General features: G+C 70.4%; 15 protein-coding genes. 7 read left to right on the top strand and 8 right to left on the bottom strand.

Annotated elements, in window-relative coordinates; all coding sequences use genetic code 11:
* Positions 1 to 4: 4 nt before the first annotated feature.
* The 3 genes from ABZZ74_RS23965 to ABZZ74_RS23955 all read right to left on the bottom strand — a co-directional run bounded on the left by ABZZ74_RS23965 (position 5) and on the right by ABZZ74_RS23955 (position 3,101).
* Positions 5 to 400 (bottom strand): helix-turn-helix transcriptional regulator, encoded by a 396-nt coding sequence (locus ABZZ74_RS23965; RefSeq protein ID WP_133047636.1) that lies wholly within the window; start codon positions 398 to 400, stop codon positions 5 to 7.
* A gap of 346 nt (positions 401 to 746) precedes the next feature.
* The gene (locus tag ABZZ74_RS23960; RefSeq protein ID WP_356768088.1) at positions 747 to 1,091 is read right to left on the bottom strand and encodes a hypothetical protein; all 345 of its coding nucleotides are present in this window, start codon (positions 1,089 to 1,091) and stop codon (positions 747 to 749) included.
* Positions 1,092 to 1,154: 63 nt separating this feature from the next.
* Complete coding sequence (locus ABZZ74_RS23955; protein ID WP_356768086.1) at positions 1,155 to 3,101, bottom strand: amino acid transporter; 1,947 nt, start codon at positions 3,099 to 3,101, stop codon at positions 1,155 to 1,157.
* Between the two features lie 478 nt (positions 3,102 to 3,579).
* Between ABZZ74_RS23955 and ABZZ74_RS23950 the strand changes: the two genes are divergently transcribed.
* From ABZZ74_RS23950 to ABZZ74_RS23930, 5 genes are all read left to right on the top strand, one after another.
* Complete coding sequence (locus ABZZ74_RS23950) at positions 3,580 to 5,442, top strand: NAD-binding protein (protein WP_356768084.1); 1,863 nt, start codon at positions 3,580 to 3,582, stop codon at positions 5,440 to 5,442.
* Positions 5,443 to 5,815: 373 nt separating this feature from the next.
* Positions 5,816 to 7,108, top strand: coding sequence for an extracellular solute-binding protein (locus tag ABZZ74_RS23945; protein WP_356768110.1), 1,293 nt, complete (start codon positions 5,816 to 5,818; stop codon positions 7,106 to 7,108).
* A 9-nt stretch (positions 7,109 to 7,117) separates the two neighbouring features.
* Positions 7,118 to 8,116: a sugar ABC transporter permease gene (locus tag ABZZ74_RS23940; protein WP_356768081.1), complete on the top strand. Its 999-nt coding sequence runs from the start codon at positions 7,118 to 7,120 to the stop codon at positions 8,114 to 8,116.
* The gene (locus ABZZ74_RS23935) at positions 8,113 to 8,934 is read left to right on the top strand and encodes a carbohydrate ABC transporter permease (protein WP_356768079.1); all 822 of its coding nucleotides are present in this window, start codon (positions 8,113 to 8,115) and stop codon (positions 8,932 to 8,934) included. The genes ABZZ74_RS23940 and ABZZ74_RS23935 overlap by 4 nt, the downstream gene beginning before the upstream one ends.
* A 52-nt stretch (positions 8,935 to 8,986) precedes the next feature.
* Positions 8,987 to 10,033: an endo-1,4-beta-xylanase gene (locus ABZZ74_RS23930; protein WP_356768077.1), complete on the top strand. Its 1,047-nt coding sequence runs from the start codon at positions 8,987 to 8,989 to the stop codon at positions 10,031 to 10,033.
* Position 10,034: 1 nt separating this feature from the next.
* Here ABZZ74_RS23930 and ABZZ74_RS23925 read toward each other — a convergent pair whose 3' ends face one another.
* The 3 genes from ABZZ74_RS23925 to ABZZ74_RS23915 form a co-directional block, all read right to left on the bottom strand.
* Positions 10,035 to 11,084 carry a LacI family DNA-binding transcriptional regulator gene (locus ABZZ74_RS23925; protein ID WP_356768075.1) on the bottom strand — a complete coding sequence of 350 codons (1,050 nt, stop codon included), beginning with the start codon at positions 11,082 to 11,084 and terminating at the stop codon, positions 10,035 to 10,037.
* 235 nt (positions 11,085 to 11,319) lie between these two features.
* On the bottom strand, positions 11,320 to 11,514 hold the full coding sequence (locus ABZZ74_RS23920) for a DUF5999 family protein (protein ID WP_133047485.1): 195 nt from the start codon (positions 11,512 to 11,514) through the stop codon (positions 11,320 to 11,322).
* A gap of 387 nt (positions 11,515 to 11,901) precedes the next feature.
* The gene (locus ABZZ74_RS23915) at positions 11,902 to 12,486 is read right to left on the bottom strand and encodes a hypothetical protein (protein WP_356768072.1); all 585 of its coding nucleotides are present in this window, start codon (positions 12,484 to 12,486) and stop codon (positions 11,902 to 11,904) included.
* 548 nt (positions 12,487 to 13,034) lie between these two features.
* Here ABZZ74_RS23915 and ABZZ74_RS23910 point away from each other — a divergent pair.
* Entirely contained in the window at positions 13,035 to 14,552 is a 1,518-nt protein-coding gene (locus ABZZ74_RS23910; protein WP_356768070.1) for a glutamate--cysteine ligase, read from the top strand.
* 194 nt (positions 14,553 to 14,746) lie between these two features.
* Here the strand turns inward: ABZZ74_RS23910 and ABZZ74_RS23905 are convergent, their stop codons facing one another.
* A complete protein-coding gene (locus tag ABZZ74_RS23905; RefSeq protein ID WP_356768068.1) occupies positions 14,747 to 16,516 on the bottom strand; it encodes a substrate-binding and VWA domain-containing protein in 1,770 nt (589 codons plus the stop codon).
* Between the two features lie 187 nt (positions 16,517 to 16,703).
* Here ABZZ74_RS23905 and ABZZ74_RS23900 point away from each other — a divergent pair, with 187 nt between their 5' ends.
* On the top strand, positions 16,704 to 17,504 hold the full coding sequence (locus ABZZ74_RS23900) for a type II CAAX endopeptidase family protein (protein WP_356768066.1): 801 nt from the start codon (positions 16,704 to 16,706) through the stop codon (positions 17,502 to 17,504).
* Here the strand turns inward: ABZZ74_RS23900 and ABZZ74_RS23895 are convergent.
* Positions 17,501 to 18,310 carry a PhzF family phenazine biosynthesis protein gene (locus ABZZ74_RS23895; protein WP_356768064.1) on the bottom strand — a complete coding sequence of 270 codons (810 nt, stop codon included), beginning with the start codon at positions 18,308 to 18,310 and terminating at the stop codon, positions 17,501 to 17,503. The two genes, ABZZ74_RS23900 and ABZZ74_RS23895, sit on opposite strands and share 4 nt — an antisense overlap.
* Between the last annotated feature and the right edge of the window lie 33 nt (positions 18,311 to 18,343).

Below are 18,343 nucleotides of genomic sequence, written 5' to 3'. Positions count from 1 at the left end.
GAGGTCAGACGCGGTCGATGTGGACGTTCGTCGACTTCACGCGCGCCGTGGCCTCCATGCCGACCTCCAGGCCCAGCTCCTCCACGGCCTCCCGGGTCAGCAGGGAGACCAGACGGTGCGGACCGGCCTGGATCTCGACCTGGGCGGCCACGTCGCCGAGTTTGATCGCGGTGACGATGCCGGGGAAGGCGTTGCGGACCGAGGTGTACGAGGTCTCCTCCTCGCCGGTGCCCGCCTTGGCGAGCTCCACGGAGAAGGCGGCCAGGTCCCGGCCGTCGATGAGTCGCCGCCCGCCCTCGTCGCGGTGGGTCACCACGCGGCCGGCGTCCGCCCAGCGCCGTGCGGTGTCCGGGCTGACGCCGAGCAGCCGCGCCGCCTGGCCGATCGTGTAGCTCTGCATGCCGTAACGATAGGGGCGCGGCCGGGGGCCGGTGGAAAGGCCGGTGTGAAAGCGGTGCCGTGGGCGAAGGTGGTCGGGACGGCGCCGGGCATGTGCGGGGTGGTGGTGAGGCCGAGGCGGTCGGCCCTCCAGCGCCCGGGTGGGACGACCGGCGCGTTCGTCGGGCCCGCCCCGGGGACGGTGCCTCGGCACCCATGTCTTTGACGCCGACGAGGTGAGCGATTCGCACCGGCCGGCAGTCCACCCGGCGCCGGCACCAGCACCGCCGTGCCTGGCGCAGCGTGCCGCGGTCGATGGAGCCGCGCACGCCCGTGTCGAGCTCGTGCCCACAGCAGGGGGGCGGCCATCAGGAGGCGGGGGTCGAGTTCGAGCCGGCCGCCACAGGCGTCGCGCAGGACCAGGCGGGAGGAGGCGCCGCTGTAATGCCGTACCGGCGATCCGTGCGTCCGTGCACCAGGCGCCTGCGCAGGTGCCGCGTGCGGCCGGCCAGCCGGGGCCCGCGGTCACGCGGGGCGGGAGCAGGGCCGTGAAGGCGGCCGCGGAGAAGGGCGCGCGGTGTGCTGAGGGTGTCCGCGTCCCAGTCGCCCAGCATGGTCATCGCGCAGAACGCGAGGGCGCAGCCCGCGGCGAGCCGGGCACTGCCACGCGAGTGGCGGTCCCCGACCGGGCCCGGGCGTCTGCTGCTGGGCATGTGCCGTCGGCGACGGTGGGGCCCCTCAACGGCTGGGCGCCGCCGCTGACGGGGTCCTGACGCTCAGCCGGTGTGGACCCGGGGGCGCCGTGCGCGGTCCGGTTCCGCTTCGCGCAGGACCTCACGGGTGACCGGGGCGACCTCGCCCTGGCCGAAGAGGAAGAAGCGCAGGAAGTTGGCGAAGGGCGTGCCCTCGGTCCACTCGAAGTAGATGTGCGGGATGCAGTTCGTGCTGTCGCGGACGTGGAGGGCGAGGGCGGCCAGGGCGTTGGGGATGGAGGAGGACTCCAGGGTCAGGACGCGGTAGCGGTTGTGCAGGACCTCGCCGTGCACCGTCAGGCCGGCCTCGAACTCGGACGGGTCGGTGACCGTGACCTCGACGAAGACGAAGTCCTCGCCGGGGATGTCGTTGTCGGCGCGGATCTGCTCGATCTTGTCGCGGTACTCGGCCTTGTCGCGTCGGCCGGGCTCGTTGGCGATGAGCCGTATCTTCCGGCTGGACATGTCCCGGATGAATCGTTGTGCCATGTCGTCGAGCTCGACATGCGTGACGCGCAGTTCGAAGGCGCGGGCCAGCCGGGACAGCAGGGAGACCAGGATGATGCCGGCGATGAAGCAGGCGCCGATCTTGACGCCGTCCGGGCGTTCGACGACGTTCGCGCCGGTGACGTAGAGCAGGACCGCCGAGACGATGCCGAAGCCGATGGTCCAGCCGCGCTGGCCCGCGCGCCGGGCGGCGATGGTCACCGCGATCGCGGCCGAGGACATGAGCACCAGGACGCCGGTGGCGTAGGCGCCGCCCTGGGCGTCGACGTTCGCGTCGAAGATCCAGGTGACGAGGAAGGCGATCAAGGTGAAGACGATGACCATGGGCCGTACGGCGCGGGCCCAGTGCGGGGCCATGCCGTAGCGGGGCAGGTAGCGCGGCATCAGGTTGAGCAGCCCGGCCATCGCGGAGGCGCCGGCGAACCACAGGATGGCGATGGTCGAGACGTCGTAGACCGTGCCGAAGGCGCCGCCCAGGTACTGGTGCGCGAGGTAGGCCAGGGCACGGCCGTTGGCCTGGCCACCGTTCTTGAACTCCTTCTCCGGGATCAGCACCGTGGTGATGAAGCTGGTGGCGATCAGGAAGACGCTCATGATCAGGGCGGCGGTCGTCAGGAGCTTCTTGGTGTCCCGGATACGGCCCTTGGGGCTCTCCTCGGTGTCACCGGCGTCGCCCTGGACGTGCGGCATGACCGCGACGCCGGTCTCGAAGCCGGACAGGCCGAGCGCCAGCTTGGGGAAGACCAGCAGGGAGACGCCGATCATGGCGAAGACGTTCCCGTGTTCCGCGGTGAGGGCGCTGGTCCAGTCGGTGACCACGTGGCCCTCGGTGAGGACGTGCCAGAAGCCGACGGCCACGACCACGGCGTTGAGCCCGAGGTAGGCGACCACCAGGGCGACCGCGACGCCGATGGCCTCCAGGAAGCCCTTGAGGAAGACCGCGCCCAGCAGGGCGACCAGGACCAGGGTGATCACCATCTCCTGGCCGTGCAGGGTGCTGGTCAGATGCGGGTTCTCGACCAGGTGGGTCGAGGCGTCCGCGGCCGACAGCGTGATGGTGATGAGGAAGTCGGTGGCGGCGAAGCCCAGCAGGGCGAGGACGAACAGCTTGCCCTTCCAGAACGACAGCAGCCGCTCCAGCATGGCGATCGAGCCCTCGCCGTGCGGGCTCTCCTCGGCCACGCGGCGGTACACCGGGAGCGCGCCTGCCAGGGTGACGATCACGAGTACGACGGTCGCGACCGGTGAGAGGAGACCGGCCGCCAGGGCCGCGATGCCGGGCTGGTAGCCGAGGGTCGAGAAGTAGTCCACACCGGTCAGACACATGACCCGGTACCAGCGCTGGCCCTTGTGCGGGGGCTCCGGCTCGGCGTACGGGGCCTGCTGGATCCCCTTGCCCATGTCGGCCAGCCCCTCCAGCATCCAGGCGCGCATACGACTGGGAGGGTGTTCGGTCGTGGCCATCGGCGTGCTCCTGATGTGCGGGCCGTCGTGTGGTTCTGGCCATCACGCGGACGGCGGCACCAGCGTATGCGGAGAGTTACGTGTGGGCCCACGGATGAGACGGTCGAGGGCGTCAATCTTGCGTTAAGACTCGCTGGCGGGGGCGCTGACGAGCATGCGTCGGGCCGACTTGCGGGGGTTCGCCGAGTTCTGGGCCGTATGGGGGCCGAGGCCGCGTCCCAAGCGGTGGACACCCTCTGTCATGGCGGGGCCGCGGCCTCCTCGCGCCCCGGACGCCGGGGGTGACGACCACGACCGAGGCCGGTCGGGGGCTGCGGGCTCGACGGGGGCGGTACTCGCCGGGCCTTGACGTGGTCTTGACGTAATCTTGGATGCTGTCAGGTACACGGCTGGAACAGTCCTCATGATCCCTGCCGTTCAGCCTGATGTGACGTCACCTCTCCCCGCCCGCACCCCAGCCGGTCAGAGATCGCAGCACATGGTGATCTGCGGCGACGACGGACTCGCACACCGGCTGGCCGTCGAACTGGACGCCGTGTGCGGCGAGATCGTCACCGTCGTGCTGCCCTCCACGAGCGACGAGCACGGCGCGCGGATCGCCGCGCTGCACCAGGACCCGGACTCGCCGGTCGAACTGCACGTCTCCGCCCGCCCCGACGAGCGGACGCTGCGCGCGGCGGGCGTCGAGCGGGCCGCCGCGCTCGCCCTGACCTACCGTGACGACCAGGTCAACATGACGGGCGCCCTGCTGGCCCGGACCGTGAACCCCTCGGTGCGGCTGGTGGTGCGGATGTTCGACGGTGAGCGCGGCCGGCATCTGGAGCGGCTGCTGGACCGGGCGGCGGGGCTGTGCGACGACCTCGGCCGGGACACCTCCACCACGGTGCTGTCCGACGCCGACACCGCCGTACCGGAACTGGTGGCGGCCGCCGCGGTGGGCCACGGGCACACCCTCCAGGTCGAGGGGAAGGTCTTCCGTGGGGTCGTACGTCCCGCCGGTACGCCGCCGCACACCACCGACCTGGCCACGCTCGCCGTTCTGTCCGGCGCCCACCAGGACGATCCCGCGAGCCAGGACAGCGCGGAGACCGCGGGCGAGGACGGCATCCGGTTGCTGCCCGACGACCGGACCGCGTACCACCGGCAGTTCACGCACGGACGGCTGTTGCTGGAGGAGGTCAGCCATCCCGCAGCCGAACAGACCGCGCGGACCCGGCGTTTCCGCCCGCGCAGCTGGGTGCGGGCGCGGCTTGCCCATCTGCCGTGGAAGGTCTTCCTCTCCCATCAACTCGCTGCCGTGTACGGGGCCTTGGCGGCGGTGGTGGCCGGGCTGTCGACGGCGACCGCGCTCTTCGCCGACGAGCGCCCGTGGTGGAAGAACGTCTACCTGCCGTTGCTGGACATCTTCACCATGGGCGACCCGGCCACCGAGGAGTCGGTGGCGCGTAGGGTGCTCCAACTGCTCGCCGGTTTCGTGGGATTGGCCGTCCTCCCGCTCGTCGTCGCCGCGACGGTGAACGCCACCGACGCCTTCCGTACCGCCTCCGCGAGCCATCCGCCCGACGACGACGTGGACGGCCACATCGTCCTGGTCGGCCTGGGCATGGTCGGCACGCGCGTACTCGACCGGCTGCACGCCACCGGGCATCAGGTCGTCGCCATCGAACGCGACCCGCACGCACGCGGCGTCGCCCTCGCCCGTCGGCTCGGGATACCGCTGCTGCTGGAGGACGCCACGGAGCCGGCCGTGCTCGAACGGGCCCGTGTCCGGCAGAGCGGCTCGCTGCTCGTCCTCACCCGCGACGACGGCCTGAACCTCGACATCGTCATGGCCGTCCGGGAGACCAACCCCGCCGTGCGGGTGGTGACACGGCTGTACGACGACGCGTTCGCGGCGACCGTGCAGCGCACCCTGCGCGCCTCCTACCCGGACGCCCTCACCCGCAGCAGAAGCGTCTCGGCGTTGGCCGCGCCCTCCTTCGCGGCGGCGATGATGGGCCGCCATGTGCTGGGGGTGATGCCGGTGGAGCGGGGGTCGCTGCTGTTCACCTGCGTGGACGTGGCGGGGCACCCCGAGCTGGAGGGGCGCTCGGTGCACGAGGCGTTCCGGGAGAACGAGTGGCGGGTGCTGGCCGTGGGGGCCGCGCGCGGTCCGTTGCCCGGATCGGCGGCCGTGGACGGCCCCGACGCACCTCACCCCGACCGGACGGACTTCGACTGGCGTCCGGCACAGGGACGGGTGCTGGTCGCGGGCGACCGGGTGGTGCTGGCGACGACGCGGCGGGGACTGGACGTCCTGATGACGGGCGTAGGGTCGCGGCCGCCTGGGGGGCGGGGGTGATGGCGGGTTGGGGGGCACAGCACGCGGTGCAGCTGCCGGCCCACCTCATCACCGAGTCCGGCATGGGGTATCGCTTCGAGACCTGAGCTTCTACAGTGCGCAGTGCCCCTCCGGAAGGTTCGTCGGCTCATTCGAATGTTTCGATGTTCTTCCGGAGGGGCTGACGCATGTAAGGGGTCCGATCAATCCGGGATCTGGTCAACGGTGCGGCCGTCCACGCAGGTTGGCCGCAGATTCACCGCGTACAAGGGGTTGCCACCGTTTGGGAGCTGTCTCTAGGGTGCGGCAACAACGCATCTTTCTGGATCAACTCCGAAACTTTCGGTCCAGCGGACGGCCGTGGACACGCCGTCCCTACCCCAAGGAGCGCATGATGGGCGACCGGGCACTGTCCCGCCGCGGCTTCCTGGCGGCCTCCGCCGCGGCCGGTCTGGGCATGACCGCACTGAGCGGCTGCGGCGGCGACTCGGACGGGTCGTCTGCGGACGGCACGACCACGATCGAGTGGTGGAACATCTCCACCACCGAGCCGACGAAGACCGTCTGGGCCGGACTGGCCAAGAAGTTCGAGGCCCAGAACCCCAAGGTCAAGCTGAAGATCGTGCAGCTGGAGAACGACGCCTACAAGTCCAAGATGACCGCGCTGACCGCCTCCGGGAAGCTGCCGGACATCTTCCACACCTGGGGCGGCGGCGTGCTCAGGCAGCAGATCGACGCGGGGCTCGTCGAGGACCTCACCGACCGCACCAAGCCGTGGGCCGACAGCGTGCTGCCGGTGGCGAAGCAGCCGTACATCTTCGACAAGAAGGTGTACGGCATCCCGTTCGACATCGGCATGATCGGCTTCTGGTACAACAAGGCGCTCTTCCAGCAGGCGGGCATCACCACGCCCCCCACCACCTGGAGCGGCTTCCTCGACGCGGTGAGGAAGCTCAAGGCGAAGAACATCACGCCCATCGCCCTCGCCGGCAAGGAGAAGTGGCCCGAGATGTACTACTGGGCCTACCTCGCCATGCGTACGGCCGGTATCGCCGCCCTCCAGAAGGCCAGCGACGACAAGGACTTCAGTGACCCCGGGCTGGTCCAGGCCGGGCAGCACCTCCAGGACCTCGTCAAACTCCAGCCGTTCCAGAAGGGGTTCCTGGGCGCCTCGTACTCCACCCCGACCGGACAGGCCGCCACCATGGGCAACGGCAAGGCGGCCATGGAGCTGATGGGCCAGTGGGCCCCGGTGGTCGAGGCCGACTCCGGCAAGGGGCTCGGCTCGAACCTGGGCTTCTTCCCCTTCCCGGCCGTCGAGGGCGGAAAGGGCGCGATCACCGAGGTGTTCGGCGGTGGCGGCGGCCACGCCCTGCGCAAGGGCGCCCCGCAGGCGGCCGTCGACTTCCTGAAGTTCTTCGCCTCCGAGTCCACCGACCTCGAACTGGTCAAGAAGACCAACACCCTGCCGATCGTGCCCGGCGCCGAGAAGGGCCTGTCGGATCCCAACACCAAGGCGGTACAGGCCCAGTTGAAGGGCGCCACCGGCTTCCAGCTCTACCTCGACCAGGCGTACGCGCCCTCCGTGGGCCAGGAGGTCAACGACAGCGTCTCCGCGCTCATCGCCGGCTCCAAGTCGCCCGAGCAGGTCACCCAGTCGATCACCAAGGCCGCGAAGGAAGCGTAAGTGCCGGCGATGACCTCCACTTTCCTCCCGGACGAGCGGACCGGCACCGGCCTCGCCCCGACCTCCCCCGTGGCAGGGCCGGGGCGCGGCCGGGCGCGCCGGCGGCTGGTCAACTGGCTCACCGCGGTCGGCTTCCAGGTGCCCGCGCTGGTGCTGTTCATCGGCCTGGTGCTGCTGCCGATGCTGTTCGCGCTGTATGCCGCCTTCTTCCGCTGGGGCGGCTTCGGCATGCCCTCCGACTACATCGGCACGGACAACTTCACCCAGCTCTTCAAGGACGACGTCTTCCTCGGCGATCTGTGGCGCTGTCTGCTCCTGGTCGGCCTCTCACTCGTCCTGCAACTGCCGTTCGCCCTGGCCATGGCGGTGGCGCTGAACCAGCGGCTGCGCGGGCGGGCCGTCTACCGGATGCTGTTCTTCGCCCCGTACGTGCTGTCCGAGGCGATCACCGGCGTCCTGTTCAGCATGGTCTTCGCCCCGGGCGACGGACTCGCCGACCACGTCCTGGGCGCCATCGGCCTCGGCGGGATCGGCGGGGAGTGGTTCGCCGACCCCTCCTACGTCATGGCGACCCTCTTCCTCGTCATGATCTGGAAGTACTTCGGCTTCCACATGATGCTCTACCTGGCCGGACTCCAGTCCATCCCGGCCGAGTTGACGGAAGCCGCGCTGATCGACGGCGCGGGTCCCTGGCAGCGCTTCCGCAACGTCACGCTGCCGCTGCTCGCGCCCACCCTGCGCATCAGGGTCTTCCTCTCCGTCATCGGGTCGATCCAGCTCTTCGACCTGGTCTGGGTGATTACCCAGGGCGGACCCGACCACCACTCCGAGACGATGGCCGTGACCATGTTCCAGTACGGCTTCAAGCGCTACCAGGTCGGCTACGCCAGCGCGATCAGCGTGGTCATGTTCGGCATCTGCCTCGTCTTCGCCCTCGCCTACCAGCGGTTCGTGCTCCGCCGCGACCTCGAGGGAGCCACCACGAACATGAGGGGAGACGGCAAGTGAAGACCCTGCGCAAACTGCCGCTGCACGTCGTCCTCGTCGTCGTCGGCGCGGTGATCGTCGTACCCCTGCTTTACGCCGTGCTGTCCGGCTTCAAGTCGACCGACGAGCTGTCCCGCAACCCGTTCGGACTGCCCGAGCACTGGCTGACCGGCAACTACACCTACTTCCTCGGCTCCGGTGACTTCTGGCGCCTGCTGGGCAACAGCACGCTGGTTGCAGTGGCGACAACGGTGATCGTAGTTGCCGTCTCCGCGCTCGCGGCCTTCTCCTTCGCCCGATTCGCCTTCCGTGGACGAGAGTTGTTGTTCACCTTCTTCACCATGGGGCTGATGTTCCCCTTCGCCGTGGCCGCCCTGCCGCTGTTCCTGCTGCTGCGCTACCTCGGCCTGCTGGACAACCCGCTCGGCGTGATCCTCCCGCAAGCCGCCTTCGGCCTGCCGATGACCATCATCATCCTGCGGGGCTTCTTCCGGCAGATCCCGGGAGAGCTGGAGGAGGCGGCCACGCTGGACGGGTGCAGCGCCATGGGGTTCTTCTGGCGGGTGCTGCTGCCGATGGCGCGGCCGGCGCTCGGCACGGTCTCCGTGCTCGCCGTCGTCGCCAGCTGGAACAACTTCATGCTGCCGCTGCTGGTGTTCACCGACTCCAAGTGGTGGACGCTGCCGCTCGGCGTCGGGCAGCTCCAGGGCCAGTACTCGGCGGAGTACGCCCGCATCTTCGCCTATCTGGTCCTGGCGATGGTCCCCGCCCTCGCCCTCTACTCGGTCGCCGAGCGCCAGCTCGTCGGCGGCCTCACCGCCGGCGCCACGAAGGGATGACGCGCGCAGGCGGACGTACGGCCCCGCACCACACACCGTGAGGAGTCGCACCATGCGCAAGACCACCCGACTCAGACTCGCCGGCGCGCTCGCCGCCGGCCTGGTCGTGGCCGGCCTCGCCGCCGGGCCGTCGGCCCAGGCGAGCCCCAAGCAGCCGACGCTCGCGGAGCTGGCCCAGCGCCACGGCCGCTACTTCGGCAGCGCGACCGACAACCCCGAACTCACCGACAGCGCCTACACGGCCCTTCTCGGCAAGGAGTTCGACATGATCACGCCCGGCAACGGCATGAAGTGGTACGCCACCGAGCCGCAACAGGGCGTCTTCGACTGGACCAACGGCGACCAGATCGTGAACCTCGCCCGCGAGAACCACCAGCGGGTACGGGCCCACACCCTGGTCTGGCACAGCCAACTGCCGAGCTGGCTCACCGACCGCGACTGGACGGCGGCCGAACTGCGGGTGGTGCTGAAGAACCACATCCAGACGGAGGTACGGCACTACCGGGGCAAGGTCTACTCCTGGGACGTCGTCAACGAGGCGTTCAACGAGGACGGCACCTACCGGGAGACCATCTGGTACAAGACCCTCGGCCCCGGATACATCGCCGACGCGCTGCGCTGGGCGCACCAGGCGGACCCGCACGCCAAGCTGTACCTGAACGACTACAACATCGAGGCGGTCGGCCCGAAGTCGGACGCGTACTACCAGCTGGCCAAGGACCTCAGGGCACAGAAAGTCCCGCTCGACGGCATCGGCCTGCAGGCGCATCTCGCGCTGCAGTACGGCTATCCGACCACCCTGGAGGACAACCTCCGCCGCTTCTCGCGGCTCGGTCTGGACACCGCGCTCACCGAGGTCGACATCCGGATGATCCTCCCGGCGACCGACGACAAGCTGGCGGAACAGGCGGACTGGTACGGCCGGTTGACCTCGGCCTGTCTGGCGGTCCGCCGCTGCGTGGGCATCACGATCTGGGACTACACCGACAAGTACTCCTGGATCCCGGCCTTCTTCCCGGGGGAGGGCGCCGCGCTGCCGTGGGACGAGCAACTCGCGCCCAAGCCCGCATATTTCGCGATCAGGAAGGCTCTGCACTAGCTCAGGGCAGTGCTGGTGGTGCGGTGCTCGACCGCACCACCAGCTCCGTGCCCAGCTCCACGCGCGGTGAGTCCGGCCGTTCGTCGCGGGTCAGCCGCAGGGCCGTACGGACGGCCAGCTTGCCCATGTCGGCGAGGGGTTGGCGGACCGTGGTCAGCGGGGGAGCGGACCAGCGGACCTCGGGGAGGTCGTCGAAGCCGACCACGCTCATGTCCTCCGGCACGCGCAGGCCGCGTCGGCGCAGCGCCTCGATCGCGCCGAGCGCCATCTGGTCACTGGCCGCGAAGACGGCGGTCGGCGGTTCGGGGAGGTCGAGGAGGGTGTTGCAGCCCCGGAAGCCGGACTCGGGGTGGAAGTCGCCGGGGACGACCAGGGTTTCGTCCAGGGCGACGCCGGCGCCCTCCAGGGCCGCCCGGTAGCCGTCCAGGCGGGCGCGGGAGCACAGCAGCCGGGGCGGGCCCGCGATCAGGCCGATCCGGCGGTGGCCGAGAGACAGCAGATGGTCGGTGGCCGCCATGCCGCCGGACCAGTTGGCCGCGCCGATGGTGGGTACGTCGAGGGCGGGGGAGCCCGCCGGGTCGACGACGACCAGCGGGACGCCGAGGGCCCGCAACTCCTCGTGCAGCACCGGCTCCAGCGCGGAGGTGACCAGGATGACGCCGTCCGAGGCGCGGGATCGGAGGTTGCGCATCCATTCGCGGGCGTCTCCCGAGCGCCCGTGGATCGCCGACACCACCGTGCCGACCCCGGCCGCGTGCGCCACCTCCTCGACGCCCCGGATGATCTCCACCGCCCAGGGGCTGTCGAGGTCGTTGAAGACGAGGTCCAGCAGGGCCGCACCGCTGCCGGAGGCGGTTGGGCGCTTGCGGTAGCCGTGCCGCAGCAGCAGGTCCTCCACCCGGGCCCGGGTCCTCGGCGACACGTCGGACCGTCCGTTGACGACCCGCGACACCGTCGGCACGGAGACCCCGGCCTGCCGTGCGATCTCCGTGATCGTGACCCGGCCCCGCCCCTCGGGCACCTCCCCGGCCCCGGCGTCGTCTGCTGCCAATCCCCCCACCTCCGTGGACGCTTGCGGCGAAACTTCCAGAAGTCTTCCGGAAAGTGGGCGTCCGCGGGAAGGGAGATCACCCCCGGATCCGGGCCCGGTCACCGCCGTCACTTCACTACGCGCAGGTAACTACGGTCAGTGATCGGGGCCGGACATGCGTAGGGGCCGGCTCGCGGTTCAGGTCCGCGACCGGCCCCGGATGTCACCGGACGGCTCGGTGCCGCCCGACCTCGCCTCAGGCGGCGGTCATCACCTGGCTGCGGTGCGGGGCGATGATCTGGCCGTCGGGCAGGAGCTCACCGGTGTCCTCGAAGAGCAGAACGCCGTTGCACAGCAGGCTCCATCCCTGCTCCGGGTGGTGCGCCACGAGGCGGGCGGATTCCCGGTCGGCGGAGTCGGCTGAAGGGCACGGTGGCTGGTGCTGGCACATTGGTGGGATCTTTCGCTGGGTCGTCGTGTGTGTGATGGCTGTCGTGTCTGTCACGCGGCTTGACGTGTCGTCCATGGCCGCCCCCCGTTGTGATAATTCGGTCCAGTCCAGTGTTGCCCCACGGACGTCAATCCGCAGGCATTTCGACGCACCACTTCTTCACAGGTTGATGACGCATCCGCCGCGCGGACGGTTCAGTCCAACTGCACTGTCACTTCGGGTGGTTCAGGGGGGCCGGATAGGGCTAGTCCGTCCGGGTCGGAAGGCGTTTCACGGCTCGTACGAGCAGTTAATTGCTCGTACGAGCGGAATGCGATGTCAAACAGCGTCGTACCCCGTCACCGGGAATTCGGCGACGGGGTACGGGCGGGTTCGCGGGAGGGGATGTCAGGCGATCTGGCCGAGCAGCGGAACCGCAGTCACCCGATGGCTCAGCACGGGAAGGAGTTCGGCGACGCGCAGCGGGCGGTGGGCCGCGATGCCGGGCGGCGCCGGCGCGAGCGGGACGAGCAGGTCGGTCGGGGCGGGGTGGCCGGTGGAGGCGTCGGCCGTGCAGTCGCCGTGCAGCCAGAGCGTGAGCATGTACAGGCTCGGCACCGACAGCAGGCGCGGCTGGTACGACTGTTTCATCGTCTCGGCCTGGCGCAGCGCGCGCTCGGTGGAGGCGATGTAGGGCCCTTCGAAGAAGTGCGAGAAGACCCAGCCGTCGGCGGTCAGCATGGTCTCGGCCGCGGCCACCGCGCGGTCGCCGCAGCGGATGAGGAAGCGCCACCCGGCGAGCCGGGTGACGGAGGCGCCGTCCTGGGCCGGCTGGTCGAGGACGTGGACGGGCAGCGGGAGTTCGGGGGTGGCGGGCCCCTGTGCTCGCAGCAGGGAGGGCGTTCGGGCCTCGCGGACCGCGGTGGGCGAACCGAGTGCGGTGAGGACGGTGCGAAGGGCGGGTGCGGGAGCCGGGGGGACATGCAGCGGCATGGTGGGTCGCCTCTCATTCGACAGGCACGGTGGCGCGAGGGCGGGGGCGGACGGCGCTGTCTGCTCACGAGGCAAGAGTGTCGGGGGCCGGGGTCTGGGAACGAGGAGTGTGATGAGGCCTGCCGTACGTCACCCCGACGGCAGGTTCCACGACCTGGGCGCCAACCCTCTGCCTGTTCGCGGAGTTTATACGACATATGTTCACGCGGTGTTTCGGCTAGCCGTTTCCGGTGCACCCGGCAAGGGCGTATCCGGTCGGCGATGCGCGGGAATCATCCCGTTTCCGCTCCGGCCTTACGGCGGTGACCTCGGGTAATACCCCGGGAGCGGTCGGCCCATTCTCGTCGGCGTTTTTCACGAGTTCTTGTCGGCGCGAAACTGCGCCGTGCTGCATGCCCGGTGAATGTGCCGCCGGTCACGTCCCACCAGAGTAGCGCCCGACGGGGGACTGTGGGGACGTTATCGATCGCCGAGGCGGGGCATCATCCCACGTGACCCGACACCGGCGGCCGAATCGTCGAGCCGCCCGATCCAGGAGGGAAGCTTCGATGGGGGAGAAGGTCGTGGCAGGTCGGATCGACCTCTCCGATCGTCAGCTCTACCGGGACAAGCTCCGCAGGTGCCTGACGGGACTGGAGCGGCTCCTGGCCGAGAAGCGGTTCGATCGCCCGCGGAATCTCATGGGGCTGGAGATCGAATTGAATCTGGCCGGCGCCGACGGGATGCCCAGAATGCTCAATGCGCAGGTCCTCGAACGCATCGCGAGCCGAGATTTCCAAACAGAACTCGCCATGTTCAACCTGGAAGTCAACATAGCCCCACATCCCCTGGGCGGCAGGGTATTCGACCGGCTCGCCGAGGAACTCCGCGCCTCCCTGGCATATGCCGACCGGAAAGCCGGCGAACTCGACGCCGGAATCGTGATGATCGGCATTCTGCCCACGCTCGACCGGGACGACCTGGTCTCCACCAACCTTTCCGCGGTCGACCGCTACGCCCTGCTCAACGATCAGATCGTGGCCGCCCGCGGCGAGGACTTCGCGCTGGACATCGACGGCGTGGAGCGCCTCACCTGCACCTCCAAGTCCATAGCCCCGGAGGCCGCCTGCACCTCGGTGCAGCTGCACCTCCAGGTCACCCCGGGCCGCTTCGCCGACGTGTGGAACGCCGCGCAGGCCGTCACCGCCGCGCAGATCGCCGTCGGCGCCAACTCGCCGTTCCTGTTCGGCCGCGAGCTGTGGCGCGAGTCGCGGCCCCCGCTGTTCCAGCAGTCCACCGACACCCGTCCGCCCGAGCTGCAGGCGCAGGGCGTGCGCCCGCGCACCTGGTTCGGGGAGCGCTGGATCTCCTCCGCGCACGAGCTCTTCGAGGAGAACCTGCGCTTCTTCCCGGCCCTGCTGCCCATCTGCGACGACGAGGAGCCGCTCGACGTCCTCGACGCGGGAGGCATCCCCGAACTGCACGAACTGGTCCTGCACAACGGCACCGTCTACCGCTGGAACCGCCCCGTCTACGGCATCGCCGACGGTGTTCCGCATCTGCGCGTCGAGAACCGCGTCCTGCCCGCGGGACCCACCATCACGGACGTCATCGCCAACGCCGCCTTCTACTACGGCCTCGTCCGCGCCCTCGCCGAGGAGTCGAGGCCGGTGTGGACCCGGCTGCCCTTCGAGGCGGCCGCCGCCAACTTCGACGCCGCCTGCAAGCACGGCATCGAGGCGCGGCTGCGGTGGCCGCGCCGCGGACGGTACGGCGGGACGGCCGAGGTCGACGCGGTGACCCTGGTGCGCGACGAACTGCTTCCGCTCGCCGCCACCGGACTGGACGCCTGGGGGATCGAGCCCGCGGACCGGGACCTCTACCTGGGCGTGATCGAGGAGCGCTGCCGGCGTCGGGCCAACGGCGCGACCTGGCAGGCGGCGACCTTCCACCGGGCGCTGGAGACCGGCATGCCGCGCGATGCCGCGCTGGCCGCGACCACCCGCAGGTATCGCGAGCTGTCGCTCGCGGGCGAGCCGGTGCACACCTGGCCCGTGGGGCTGCCCGAACCCGTGCCTGCCGGGTGAGGGGGCGCGGGGGCGGCAGGTTCGCGGGCCACGGGGCGTCGCACGCCGGGGGTCGTTTCGCCGGGGTGAGCGGGGATAGCGGGCGGGTTGTCTTCGGCCTGGGCCACGCCGATCGTTCCGAGTGGGTGTCGCCGGGTGAGGGGGCGCGGCCGGGCTGTCCTCGCCTGGCCGGCGTCGGGATGGGGCGCGGCTCGTCAGTCGTCGGGGTTGCCCTCGGCCCCGGCCGCGACGATCGCCTTCAGCATCACCGACTGGATGTCGGCGGGGTTGCTGACCGACTGGCCCGAGCCGCCGGTCGCCTCGGCGATCTCCTGGGCCTCCTGCCGGTCGGCGTCCGGACCCACCGCGATCATGATCAGCGGCACCGGACGCTGGGGGTCGGTGAGCTTCTGCAACTGGCTGATCAGCCCGCCGCGGGAGATGCTGCCGGGGTCCTGGTTGACACCGTCGGTGAGGATGACCAGGGCGTTGAACTTCCCCTGGACATATGACGAGGTGGCCGCCTTGTAGGCGGCGAGCGTGGTGTCGTACAGGCCGGTCGCGCCGTTCGGTACCGGCTTCAGGGAGGTGAACGCGGCGGACAGCTCGTCCCGCACGGTGCCGCCGCCCTTCTGGTCGCCCAGGCGCTCGGTCGGCACCAGGACGCGGTAGTCCTTGGCGCCGTCGAGCTTGGTGGAGAACTCCCACAGCCCGATCTCGTCCTCGGGGGTGAAGGTCGCCAGGGCCTGCAGCAGCGACGCCTTGGTCACGTCCATCCGGGACTGGCCCGTCTTCGACACCGGTTCCGACATGGAGGAGGACGCGTCCACGACCGTGGTGATCCGGGCGCTCTGCACCGTGATCGTCCAGGTGCCGAGGGCCTCCTGGAGCGCGGTGTCCGAGGCCGGCTCGGGGGCTTCGGCGTCGTACGGCTGCGGGCTGCTGCCGCCCGCGCGCGCGACCACCGCCCGCGGTGCCCCGTCGTCGGAGGTGCGGAAGCCGTGCTTCTGCAGCAGGCGCAGCTGCTCGGGCTGGCGCAGGTAGTTCATGAACCGCAGCGCTGCCCGGCTCTGGTCGGTGGTCAGCTGGCCGACCATCGTGTACGGGTAGGTCAGCTGGGGTGAGCCGTCCTTGGGATAGAACATGTCGAGCCCGGCGTCCGCGTCGGCCGAGGAGTTGTAGGTGTAGGCCGCCTGCTCGGTGAGGATCAGCGCCTCGTTGCGCTTGGGGTTGCCCAGCTCGGTGCCCGAGGAGTCGCGGGGCAGCGTCTCCACGACCTGGGCGTCGGTGTCCGAGGTGCGCTGCGAGAGCGTCTTCATCATCGCCGCGGCCTGGGTGTCCCCGCCCTTGAGCTTGGCGGCGGCCGTGGTCAGCCTGGTCAGCGCCAGCAGTCCGGTGGCGCTGCGCGCCGGGTCGGCCGCGCCGAGCCTGAGCGAGTCGCCCTGCAGGGCCGCGCCGGCCAGCTCCAGCCAGCTGTACGTCTTCTGCGGCCAGCCCAGGGACTTCGCGGCCGTCGGCACCATGGCCACGCCGACCGGCGTGGAGGCGACGGCACCCGCCGGGGTCACGTCGGTCGCCGCGCTGTTCGCCGTGATCCGGTCGACCCACAGGTCCGAGTCCGCCACCCAGACCTGCGCGTCCGACTTCCTGCCGGCCTGGAGCATGTCCGCGACCTTGTACGAGTCCCGGGCGGTCACCGACACGGCGACGCACCGGCCGTCGGAGGTGATCTTGTCCTCGCGGGCCTGCTTCGCCGCGACACTCAGCGTCGGCGCGATGTCCGGTGAGGCGACGAGGTTCAGCCGCACGGCGTGGTCCTGGCAGGACGAGCCGAAGGAGAGCAGTCCGCTCTTGACGGCACCCGCCGTGCCGCCGGCCACGGTCAGCACGAGGACCGTCGCGATGGCCACCGTGCGGCGGCGCGCGCGTGGACGGGGGTCGCTCGCGCCCGCCCCATACTGATCGGGCAAGCTGTGACGTCCCATGACGGTGGTGCCCCTCCCTGTTGAACCTCGTGCCGCGATACGGCCGTATGGCATGCAAAAGGGGAGGTACGCCCCGTACGGCGTCCGTCCCCCCAACGGCCTGTCACGCACGATCTTCGCAACTTCTTTCGAGACCCTAGCGGCGTGACGGTGACGATGAGGCGGGATTACTGAATTGGAGTCAGGTGTGCAGGCAGAGACGGGTGGGGTGGCCGATTCTTTTCCGCCCGAGCGGCTTTCGCGACGGATCCTCCGGGACGAGACCCTGCTCGTTCTGGGGCTTTCGCTCGGTGCGAGCGGTGTGTCCGCCCTGATCAGCTTTGTCGGATCGGTCACGAAACCGGGCGGCCTGAAGGACCAGGCGGCGACCATGAACGCCTCGGCCGCGCCGGGCCGCCCCTGGCTGGATCTCGCCTGGCAGCTGTTCGGGATCGCCTCCGCCCTGGTCCCCGTCGCGCTCGTCGCCCATCTGCTGCTGCGCGAGGGCGGAAGCCTGCGCACCATCGGGTTCGACCGCACCCGCCCCCGGCCCGACCTGGCCCGCGGCGCAGCGATCGCGGCGGTGATCGGCAGCACCGGAATCGCCTTCTACCTGGCCGCACGCGGCCTCGGCGCGAATCTCACGGTGGTGCCCGAGGCCCTGCCCTCCGTCTGGTGGAAGTACCCGGTGCTGATCCTCTCCGCGATCCAGAACGCGGTCCTGGAGGAGGTCATCGTGGTGGGCTATCTGCTGCGCCGGCTGGGGCAGCTGGGGTGGACGCCGGGGGCCGCGCTGGTGGCCAGTTCCGTACTGCGCGGTAGCTACCACCTCTACCAGGGCATCGGCGGCTTCCTCGGCAACATGGTGATGGGCGTGGTCTTCGTCTACCTGTACCGGCGGTGGGGGCGGGTGGGCCCCCTGGTGGTGGCGCATTCCCTGCTCGACATCGGGGCGTTCGTCGGCTACGCGCTGCTGGCCGGCAAGGTGGGCTGGCTGCCGACCGCCTAGGCGAGCAGCTCGCCGTCGATGACGGTGACCGCGCGTCCGGTGAGCAGGGTGCGGTCGCCGCGCAGTTCGGTGCGGACGCGGCCGGAGCGGGGGGAGGCCTGGAGGCCGGTGAGAACGGGACTGCCCAGGCGCTGCGACCAGAAGGGGGCGAGCGCGGTGTGGGCGCTGCCGGTGACCGGGTCCTCGTCGATGCCGACGTTCGGGAAGAAGCAGCGCGAGACGAAGTCGTAGCCTCGGCCGGGGTCCTCGGCGCGGGCCGTGGCGATGATGCCGCGCTCGGAGTAGGCGCCCAGCGCCCTGAGGTCGGGGGACAGGCCGTGGATCGTCTTCTCGTCCGCGAGCTCCACGAGCAGGTCACCGATGTTCGGTCCGGTGTCGAGGACGGAGAGCGGCTGGGCGCCCAGCGCCTCGGCGACCCCGTCCGGCGCCTCGACCGGGGTGAGCGGGGCCGTCGGGAAGTCCAGCGTGATCGACCCGTCCTCCCGGGGCGTCGCGACCAGCACGCCGCTGCGGGTCGTGAACCGCACGGCGCCCTCGTGCGCTCCGGTGGAGTGCAGTACGTGTGCGGTGGCGAGGGTGGCATGGCCGCACATGTCGACCTCGGTGGCCGGCGTGAACCACCTGAGCGCCCAGTCGGCCTCGCCGCCCTCGGGCAACGGGTGCGCGAAGGCCGTCTCCGCGTGGTTCACCTCCAGCGCGATGCTCTGCAGCCGCTCGTCGTCCGGGAAGGAGTCGAGGAGCAGCACCCCGGCCGGGTTGCCCGCGAAGGGACGGTCCGTGAAGGCGTCGACGATTCGGATACGCATGTCGTCGACGCTAGGACTCCGTGGCTTCCTGGC

It is taken from the genome of Streptomyces sp. NPDC006476 (assembly GCF_040612015.1).
Taxonomy (GTDB): Bacteria; Actinomycetota; Actinomycetes; order Streptomycetales; family Streptomycetaceae; genus Streptomyces; species Streptomyces griseorubiginosus_B.
Note: the sequence above shows the minus strand (reverse complement) of the source record. Positions and strands in the feature narration are given on the sequence as shown.